Consider the following 9,463-nt stretch of genomic DNA (forward strand, 5'->3'; position numbering starts at 1 on the left):
GATAGAGTTTTAGATGATTTAGAAATACCTAAATCTTTAAGCGATTATGATACATTCAAAAATGAAATCATTTTTGATAGTAAATTGGATTTTAGGGTAAATCATTTGCATCTTTTTGAGAGAAAAGAGCGATTACCTGAAATTGTGAAAAAACTAAATGATAGGTTCATAGGACACATTATTAATGGTGAATTGAAAATTATCAAAGATAATTATAATCTTCAAAAGATGATTATTCCTGCAGCTTATAAGCAAAGAGTAGTTTTATACATTCCTTTGAAACTTCAAGAAGAATCAGTTGATACGATAGTTGTAGTTGAAAAAGAGGAAGTTAAAAACGAACAGTATTACGCCGTGAGAACTATACTAAATCCGCAAGACAATATTTACAAAACTGCAAGAGTTCTTTCAATAGTTGAATCAGAATGGGTTAAAAACACTATTTGAAAGAAAAAACATTGGTAAAATAGGCTTTTGAGATAAGTCATTTTACCATGTAATTTTATTTCCAAAAAAAGAAATGGAAAGAAAGCTTGAAAAAAGTACTTACAAGTGTGAATAATAATATTTTTTGTAAAAATTTGATATGATTTAAGAATATTAATCCAAGGCTATGTTAAAATAAAGTATTGATTTATAAATATTGGTAATATAATTTATAGTATTAAATATCACACAAAAAGAGATTTTGTAAGGAGTTAACGAAGTGTAAAAGTATCAATGTAATTAAAGGCATTTGGATTATTAAAATTTAAATTAATTTAATAAATTAAAGCTATGATTATTATTTTTTACTTCATAATTGCAAATATATACTTCTTGTTGTTTGTTGTTTTCCTTACCACAAGCATGATATTGAAAATTATTAGGACTATATACCTTAAAATCATTCTTAGAACAAAAATCAATTAAGTTTTTGTTTTCTAAGCCTTTATTTATAATCACATTACTCATTCCAAACTTTATATTACTTTTATCTAATTCCTTACAAACCATAAATAATCTATTATCATCATTAAAGCCCCACTTGTAACTTTCATTATATGTAGCAGTAGTTATTGAATAAGGCGAATCAAGATATACAAAATCATCCTTATTTAATGTTTCGTTAAAAATTAAGTCTTGAAAATCTCTTTTGTATATTGAAATATTATTTTTAGAAAAAAACTCACAACCAAAATTTATAGCCTTTTTATTTTTAAGAGAAAAACAGTTATTTCCGAATGGCATATTAAAGTCTCCTTTTTTGCTAACTCTAAATTGTTGTGAAAAAGCAAAAAACATAAGTGTGTAAAGGTCTAATGAATTTTTGTTTTTATTATAAAAATCTCTAAATTTGTGATATGCTTTTTTATAAATTTCAACTTCGTTTTTATCACTAAAACATCTAATGGTTGTTTTAGTTGGCAACCCAAACTCTTCAATTCTTTTTTCTATATGTTTTATTATCGTTTTTTCATTGTTTTTTGCAAACATTTGATAATATAAATGCAAAGTTTCGTCAATATCATTTATTATATATTTTTTTGCTTGAGTATTCATCGATACAGTTGCACTTCCAGCAAAGGCGTCTATAAAATGATTAATATTTTTCGGAAACAGATTTATTAAACCACGACGAATTAAACGATTTTTATTTCCCATATAAAGAATGGGGCTACTTATAAAACTACTCATTAATTAGCCTATCTAAATTTATTTTGATATTTCCACAATTACTATTTATTTGTCTTAATATGTTTGAAAATTCATCAAGCGTTAGAAATTTTACGTCTGAATATTTTAAATAGTTTAAATATTTTGGTTTCGGATAGCTCAATTCATATTGTTTTATTGCATTATAGTCAATATCTTCTACAAACAACATTTTAACCTGATTTTCGTAAATTTCTTTATTTGGAAGTTCTTTCATTTGAGAATCATAGCCATTGCTATAATTAACCAAAATTAAAGTTCCGCCTAGTTTTTTTGTAAGTTGAAATAAAGAATGGAATTTTTTCCAGTTGTAGGGATATTTGTTTGGGTCAGATGTATGTGGCATAACATAAATGCTGTCACATTTTAAGTATTCAAAAATGTAATATTTACTATTGATACTATTTTGATATACATACACGCTATCTATATCAAAACCGTAAGTTTTATCGCCACCTAAACAGCGTATAATAAACTCTTTACTTGAGTCGTCACTTTTTCCTATAGGTTTACTGTTTTGCATATATATTTTTCCTTTTCCAAAATTGTTTATATATTCTTTATTAGGACACCAATAACGGCACACTTGGTCTATTTGACATATTAAAAGACCTTGTAAAGCATTCAGTTTTTTGTATATAATTAAACAAAATACTAATTTTATTATCCAGTGTGTTTTTAGCATAATTTACAAAATTATGATACACAAGATAGTTATTTAGGTATTTAGTTGATACACCTTTAAAATTATAAACTATCATAGCTTTTAGTTTGCTATGATAATTATTAATAGTTTGAATATTAAAACTCCCACAAGTGTATTTATTACGTGGTATTCTTATATGGTTTAAATCTAAATCGGACGCTACTTTTAAATAGGCTCAAAACTATCTGTTACAAAAATACTATTTTTAGCTATTTTATTAGCTAATACATTTAATAAATTTACTAATTTTGGTTTGCCTAAATTTGATACTTTAGAAATAGACAATCCATTATGATTTATAGCACAAGATATACAAACTTGCTCTTTAGATAATCCACGCAAAGTTGCACTTGTGCCTCTTTTCTTAGCCTTGCGTGGTAGCTTAAAATTTTTATGATTGCCTTTATATGAAAGCGTTAAAAATGTTTCATCAGCTTCAACAACTCCATTTAATGTAGTTTCATTCATCATAGTTTGCAGTGTATCTAAAATCTTATGTCGCCAAACAAAAGCCGTAGGTAATGATATGCCACAGATTTTAGCTGTTTTTCTTAGTGGATATTTATTTACTAGACAATCTATGTATTTATACCAAATACCTATATCTTTTTTTGTATTAAATAGAATGGTTTTATTTGTGTCTGTAAAAGTTTTATTACAAGTTTTACATATATATCTTTGATGAGTTTTTGCTTTACCATTTTTTACAAATTTATCACTATTACAATAAGGGCAATGAGTAGCTTTATATTTATCTATGATTTTATTATTTGCTTTAGGCTCAGTTAAACTGTTTAAAAAATTTTCTTTTTCTTTATCAGACAAGCTATCAAAAAGCTGTTTGATAATGTCTAATTTGGTTGTTTGACTTAGCAAATAGTATCCTTTGTATTAATAATTCTCAAAGATTATATAAAAGATAAATTATAAAATCAATACTTTATTTTAACAGAGCCAAACAAAAATAACAAATCAAAAGGCTTTAGCTCCTAGAATCACCACAAAATCACATAATACCTTTATAGGCGTTATGCCAAATAAAATCAATGCTTTTTTAAGTGATTTAATAGAGAGTTTTGAAAAAGATTTGAATAGCTACTTAAAATAGTATTTAAGATGGGCGATCTCGATCCGCCCTTATAATGATTTTAAATTATATCATACAATTAAAAAATTGTCAATTTAGTTTATATTTAATATTGCTCTAAAATGTTGATTGTATAATAGCATAATATTTAGATTTTCGTTTTAAAGGAGTGCAAATGAGTGATACTATTATTTTAGGTATTTTATTAGAGAAGTACAATAATGCTAAATATAAAAAAGTCGGAAACTGTATTAAACTTCGTTATCAATATCACGATGTAAATGTGAATTTATATTTTGATGGTTATGATAAAAATTATCCTTCAACTTCTATAATATTAGCAATGGATAAATCTTACTATATTACTTCTTTTAATGTGGATAATTTCGATGAAAAAAATCAATATTTAGATAAAATTCCAGATCCTATACTTAATCTTATTAAAGATGAGAATAACAAATTAACTTCATTTTATAATGAGATGAGAAAGCGTATCAAAGAAGATAATTTCCAAAACATTAGTTACAGCAGTGACATAGTGTTTAATAATACTATGCAATATAATAAAAATAAAGAAAATGGTAATCCATTTTTTCATTATATTAGAGCAGCAGTAATGACACCTGAACATTTTAAAAAATTATTCCATAGTATGAATATTTCAAAAGAAATTCTCATGAAAATTCAACAAGCAGGATTTACCATTGTAACTACAAACGACCCCAATAAAAGAAAAAATTTTTATGAGGAACTAAAAAGTAAAGAAATTTTTATAGAAGTTTTATAATAGAACATATTAACGATAAAGACTTTGCAAGAACAAATAGCCGAAAGCCACGCCTCTTTCGGTTAAGTGTTTTTTGTTACAATTGTATTAAGCTTAGACTAAATTTGGTTTTTATAGAATTTTCAACGGTTTTTTAAGTGAGATAATCAACGAGCTTGATTATCTCGTTAATTAATTCTAAGACAAGAACTAAAAAATCAATGACTACTCATCATGTCTCCTTCTTATAACCGAAAGAGTAGCCATGCTTAATACGCTTTAATTATAGTATTTTTGAATGAATAAGTTTTAATGTTTTATATGAAAATTTGAGTGTTATCTCAATTCTTTCCTATAATTTGTTTTTTTCTTCATCATTATGAAAAACCATTGTTTCAATACAATTTTCTTTACAAAATTGTTTTATTTCATAATTATTGTTTGTTTCATAGAATTTAACAAGATGGGCAAAAAACTCATTCATATCATTCTTAGCAATTGCCAAAATACCGAATCCATTTTCAATTAAAATTTTATTAGCAATTAGCATTGAAGTTCTTTTATTTCCATCAAAAAATAATTGACTTCTCATAAGATATAACATCAAATCCAATGCTACTTCTTTTTTATTTTCATTTTTTAAAATTGTTTCTATATTTTCACTAACCTCATAATCAATAGGTAATTTTGGTTTAAAATTTGTTCCACTTATTTTAACATCAGCTGTTCTTAAAAATCCTGATTTATGAACCAAATCTCTGTCTACAATCCTATTAAAGTCCTGTATCAAACTCAAACTAACTTTTTCATTAATGGTATCAAACAAATAATTCCAAGCTCTTTTGAGATTTAAAATTATTGTTAAATCTTGTATTGTTTTATCAGGAACACTAAAGCCATCTATAATCATTTGAGTTTCAGGAAAAGTAACATTTACACCTTCTAAATTCGCGGATTTCCAAATAATATCTACAAGGTTTCTTTTTGCTAAAAATATATTTTCTTCTAAAGTTAAATTTCTCATTTTAAATCTTTCCTTCATAAAAATCCGCTTTAGAGCTGCAACTCTAGCGGAAAATTACAACAAAGGCTTAACTATGAAACGACATAGTAAGCGTTTTGTGAGATTATATCTAAACTTTAGGTTTTTTAAGTTTAAAATGGAAGTATTTTTAGCAAAACCGCAGGACAGAAAAGCCCCTTGCCTTTGTTAGAGTGTGTATAAAGCTACTAATTTACATTCATTTTCCCAAGTCAAATAAAAAAAATCCTATTAAAAGCCTAAAAATAGGTATTTTACAGCAAAAATACTTAACAAAATTCACGAAAATATAGTATAATTATTAAAAATATGAATAAAGTAAGGAAAATTATGCCCACTCTTTTAAAAATCAATGGCTTTAAGTTTTTCTTTTATTCAAACGAACATGAACCAAAGCATATTCATATTATGAAAGGTAATGAATTTGCGAAAATTAATTTAGAAAATTTACAAGTTCAATTTAGCAATTTTAAAAATAAAGATTTGTCTTTTATTCTTGAAACTGTTAAAAAACACAGACTCGAATTTGAAAGGAGATGGAATGAATACTTTAGTTAAGGCAAAGAATGTAAAATTCGATAAAGATTATCTTATTGTTTTATTAGAGGATGAACGCATAATCCAAACTCCTTTAAAATGGTATAAAGAACTTGAAAATGCAAATTCAGAAGATTTAGAAAAATGGCATTTTATCTGTGATAATACAGGCATCGAATGGGAAAAATTAGACTGTCATTTAAGTATAGAAGCTATGCTTAAAAGCAATGTGAACAAAGTAGCGTGAAAATACAATTAAATCGATGAAGATTTTGGTGACTTTTCCCAAGTTAAATAAAAAAAAGAACCTCGTTAAAACCACTAAAAAATAGGTATTTTATAGCAAAAAAACTTGGCTTTTTTAATGAAATTTGCTATAATATAGCTTGTATTTAAGTACTAATAAGGCTAATCTTCCGATTGTTTAGAAAGGGGGTAGCTATGATTAGAGAAATAATCGAATTTACGATTCTCTTTTTGGAGACAGTAAATAAGATAATCGATTTAATCGACTATCTTTTAAAATAACTTTCTTACAACTATTTTATAAGATCCACGCTTAGTCTTAGCTTAATACAAACAAAAAAACTTTTAAACTTTACAAAAATAAATGATCGGAAGTGCGTGGCTTCTGATTGTTTAATGCTTAAAAGCAATGTGAACAAAGTAGCGTGAAAATACAATTAAATCGATGAAGATTTTGGTGACTTTTCCCAAGTTAAATAAAAAAAAGAAATCCGTTTCAAACCACTAAAAAATAGGCATTTTATAGCAAAAATACTTGCAAAATTTATTAAAATATGGTATAATTTTATTAAAAATATGAATAAGTTATAATTGAAAGGAATAAAGATGGATAAAGCAGTAAATATGAAATCACCAAAAATGAAATTAATAAATAAAATAGCAATAGGATTAGGAGTAGCAGTAATGTTTGCTTTGATATTATTAAGCTGTTTATTAATAAATATTTATAATATAGGCATTAAACATATAATTTTAAGTTTTATAATTAGTTTAGTGTGTTTATTTTTAGTATTACTTTTAATAAACGCCACAAATAAACCGTTCAAAAAAACTTATCCTAAAAGAGATAACTGTTATGATACACATTTCAAACAAAGCGGAATATCAAAATATTCAACCCTTTCGCTGTCTAATCCTTTTTATAACAATTTATATTCTAATGAAGATTAATTGAGAAATTAATCTCAATTAATCTTAGTGTATAGCAGGATCTCCTGTTTTTCCATCTATTAGATGATTGGCTTTTTTAATTTTTTCTCCAACTTCATTGTTTAAATTAGATTTGACTGCTACACCTTTAACTTCTTGATTATCTGGCATTGTTGTAGTGTTGCTTGTTCTTTTACTACTTTGATTTACTTGATCTTGATTTAAATTAGATTGAGTTAAAACACTTCTTTCTGATCCATCAATGGTTTTAAAATTCATACCTGCAGCGTGTGGCATAGTAGTATTATTTGGACTAACAATGCTTTGAGCGCCATATTGACTATTATACTGTGCAAGTTGCGCAGGATCATTTTTAATCATATCGGATACATAATTACCTGCTTTTGCAAAGTATTCATTTTGTTGAGCTGTATTAAGGCTGCTAAAGTCTTTATTATCTCCTGCAGCAAGATCTCTTGCAACCACATTAAGTGTATTGTCAATATTATTAGTACTGACAGATTGAATACCTTGTTCTGTTTGTGTATAGCTTTGAGCATATCCAACCATTTTTGAATAAGCTGTAGAATCGCCACCTGAAAGCGTATTGCTCCAAGAAGAATCCATACCTTTTGTGGTAGATAGAGTTTTAAGAGAAGCTCTTTCCATTGTTTCCTGATAAGCAACTTTTTCTTTATCTGAAAGCGTTCTATTTCTAGCATGCTCATCGCTTACGCTACCTTCTACACCTCCAACAGCTTCTGTACCAAATAGACTTCCACCTGCTTGAACTCTTGCATAAGCCTTGATATTAGCTTTTTCTGTTTCACTTAAATCAGTTCTCTTTTCTATTTCTTGTCCAAAATTATTACCAAAAGCCTTCTTAAATGTTTCATCTCCTTTCTCCATAAACCCTTTAGCTTCATTTAATGCACTTGCTCTACCGCTTTGACTCATATGTGAATACTGATCATTAAAGTTTTTATTCCAAGCATCAGAATTTGCTTGAGATACGCTATTAACAGTTGTCATAGCTCCTGCACTAAGTTTGGCGCCTGACATCATACCATCAACATTTGTTCCTGTCATATTTGCATTAGAGATTTCAGAATTCTTTGTATTGTCACCCATAACTGATTGAGTATTAAATTTAGTAACCGCACCATCTATATTTCTTGCATATTGAAGCGATGCTACCCCTGCACCCACAGCCCAAACTTCATCTCCTCTAGGAGCGGCTATACTTGTTTGCGTAGATAGAGCTTGCTGATTTGCAAAGCTTCCAGCAGCTCTTGAAGCACCTGTTAGAGCTTGAGATAATCCAGAAGCAAAAGTTATAAATCCTTGCTCACTTGCTTTAGCAATTGCATAAGCTAAAACAGGAGTACTCATTACAAGATAATTCATGAAATTTGATCTACTTGCTACTTCTTTGAATATAAGCATGTTATCTCCTAAGCTTAAAGCTGCTTTTCCACCTGTTATTACTTGTGCAACATTCATAAGATTAAAATCATTTATAAAATTAATAATACAAAGTATAGGAGTCCAAAGCACTATCCAAATACATAGAGTAAAAAACATCTTAATATGAGCGTAAGAGCCAAATACAATAGAAAGCAAAGCAACAAGCCAAGACAAACCTATGATAATAGCTGTTAAATAAGCTTTAGCTAAAGGCAAATAAGTTTGCGCCATGTGTCCTTGTGCTTGCATACTTGCATAAAATTGCTGATCCGCATAAGCAGTATTTGCAGCCACAGAAGCAGGATTTAATCCTACTGATTTAGCGGTATTAATGATTGCATCTTGAGAAGCAAGCATTACCATAGATTGTTGCAAATAAGATCTAGCACTTACAGCTTGTTCGTTATAGATTTGTGCAGCGCCTAAGAACTTTTGCTCATAATTTGCCATATCATTCGCCATACCAAGCAAAGCAGCATGAATCTTCATAGCTTCATCTGTATCGTTTTGAATCATTTCAACGATTTGAGGACCTGCATCAGAACAAGGCACAACACTTTGTTCTTCAACATTATTGTTATTTTTAAACAAAGGAGTAAGCTGAGAGCCATTGCCTATGTTTGTGAAAAGATCTTGCATTAAATTATCAGAATTTTGAAAAAGATTTCTACCTTGTTGATTAAGTAAGATACCTACTGAAACGCAGTTTCTAAAATAAAAATCAATATTTTTTTGCAAAGTTGCATCAATAGCCGAAAGCTTTACGCTTGGTAAAGTACTCATCACTTGAAGTGAAAAACCTAAACCTGCGTTAGAAAAATTTGTAGATTGTGGAGTTGAAAAATGTTTTTCCATAGCTTCTAGGATAACCTTCTCAAATTGTGTCATTAATGCAAAGCTTTTTCCTATGCCTATAGGAATTTGAGAAATGACATAATCTTTACTTGTTACTTCATCGTGAATCATGAAGCGGTGACTATTGTCATT

At 27.9% G+C, this 9,463-nt stretch carries 9 protein-coding genes and 1 pseudogene; 5 read left to right on the forward strand and 5 right to left on the reverse strand.

All coding sequences use genetic code 11. The annotated features are described in order from the left end of the window. Positions 1-447 (forward strand): DUF3825 domain-containing protein (locus ELQ11_RS09140; protein WP_134225286.1); only part of this gene is annotated, 447 nt, incomplete at its 5' end. Positions 448-756: 309 nt separating this feature from the next. Here the strand turns inward: ELQ11_RS09140 and ELQ11_RS09145 are convergent. From ELQ11_RS09145 to ELQ11_RS09155, 3 genes and pseudogenes are all read right to left on the reverse strand, one after another. Further along, complete coding sequence (locus ELQ11_RS09145) at positions 757-1,677, reverse strand: Dam family site-specific DNA-(adenine-N6)-methyltransferase (protein WP_050589782.1); 921 nt, start codon at positions 1,675-1,677, stop codon at positions 757-759. Continuing rightward, complete coding sequence (locus tag ELQ11_RS09150) at positions 1,670-2,218, reverse strand: hypothetical protein (RefSeq protein WP_088261615.1); 549 nt, start codon at positions 2,216-2,218, stop codon at positions 1,670-1,672. The genes ELQ11_RS09145 and ELQ11_RS09150 overlap by 8 nt, the downstream gene beginning before the upstream one ends. A gap of 40 nt (positions 2,219-2,258) precedes the next feature. Beyond that, positions 2,259-3,277, reverse strand: a pseudogene (locus ELQ11_RS09155) (IS1595-like element ISCco4 family transposase). Positions 3,278-3,663: 386 nt separating this feature from the next. Between ELQ11_RS09155 and ELQ11_RS09160 the strand changes: the two are divergent. Next, entirely contained in the window at positions 3,664-4,275 is a 612-nt protein-coding gene (locus ELQ11_RS09160; protein ID WP_052793810.1) for a DNA repair protein Rad50, read from the forward strand. Between the two features lie 331 nt (positions 4,276-4,606). Here ELQ11_RS09160 and ELQ11_RS09165 read toward each other — a convergent pair whose 3' ends face one another. Beyond that, positions 4,607-5,278 (reverse strand): Fic family protein, encoded by a 672-nt coding sequence (locus ELQ11_RS09165; protein WP_172399507.1) that lies wholly within the window; start codon positions 5,276-5,278, stop codon positions 4,607-4,609. 348 nt (positions 5,279-5,626) lie between these two features. Here ELQ11_RS09165 and ELQ11_RS09170 point away from each other — a divergent pair, with 348 nt between their 5' ends. The 3 genes from ELQ11_RS09170 to ELQ11_RS09180 all read left to right on the forward strand — a co-directional run bounded on the left by ELQ11_RS09170 (position 5,627) and on the right by ELQ11_RS09180 (position 7,030). Next, positions 5,627-5,854: a DUF4160 domain-containing protein gene (locus ELQ11_RS09170; protein WP_060787620.1), complete on the forward strand. Its 228-nt coding sequence runs from the start codon at positions 5,627-5,629 to the stop codon at positions 5,852-5,854. Continuing rightward, positions 5,838-6,080, forward strand: coding sequence for a DUF2442 domain-containing protein (locus ELQ11_RS09175; RefSeq protein ID WP_060787619.1), 243 nt, complete (start codon positions 5,838-5,840; stop codon positions 6,078-6,080). Before ELQ11_RS09170 ends, ELQ11_RS09175 begins: the two co-directional genes overlap by 17 nt. A 605-nt stretch (positions 6,081-6,685) precedes the next feature. Further along, positions 6,686-7,030 carry a hypothetical protein gene (locus tag ELQ11_RS09180; protein ID WP_002922649.1) on the forward strand — a complete coding sequence of 115 codons (345 nt, stop codon included), beginning with the start codon at positions 6,686-6,688 and terminating at the stop codon, positions 7,028-7,030. Positions 7,031-7,054: 24 nt separating this feature from the next. Here ELQ11_RS09180 and ELQ11_RS09185 read toward each other — a convergent pair. Further along, a partial coding sequence (locus ELQ11_RS09185; protein ID WP_134225287.1) for a conjugal transfer protein TraG N-terminal domain-containing protein occupies positions 7,055-9,463 on the reverse strand: 2,409 nt, incomplete at its 5' end.

Source organism: Campylobacter sp. US50a (assembly GCF_004379015.1).
Lineage (GTDB): Bacteria > Campylobacterota > Campylobacteria > Campylobacterales > Campylobacteraceae > Campylobacter_D > Campylobacter_D jejuni.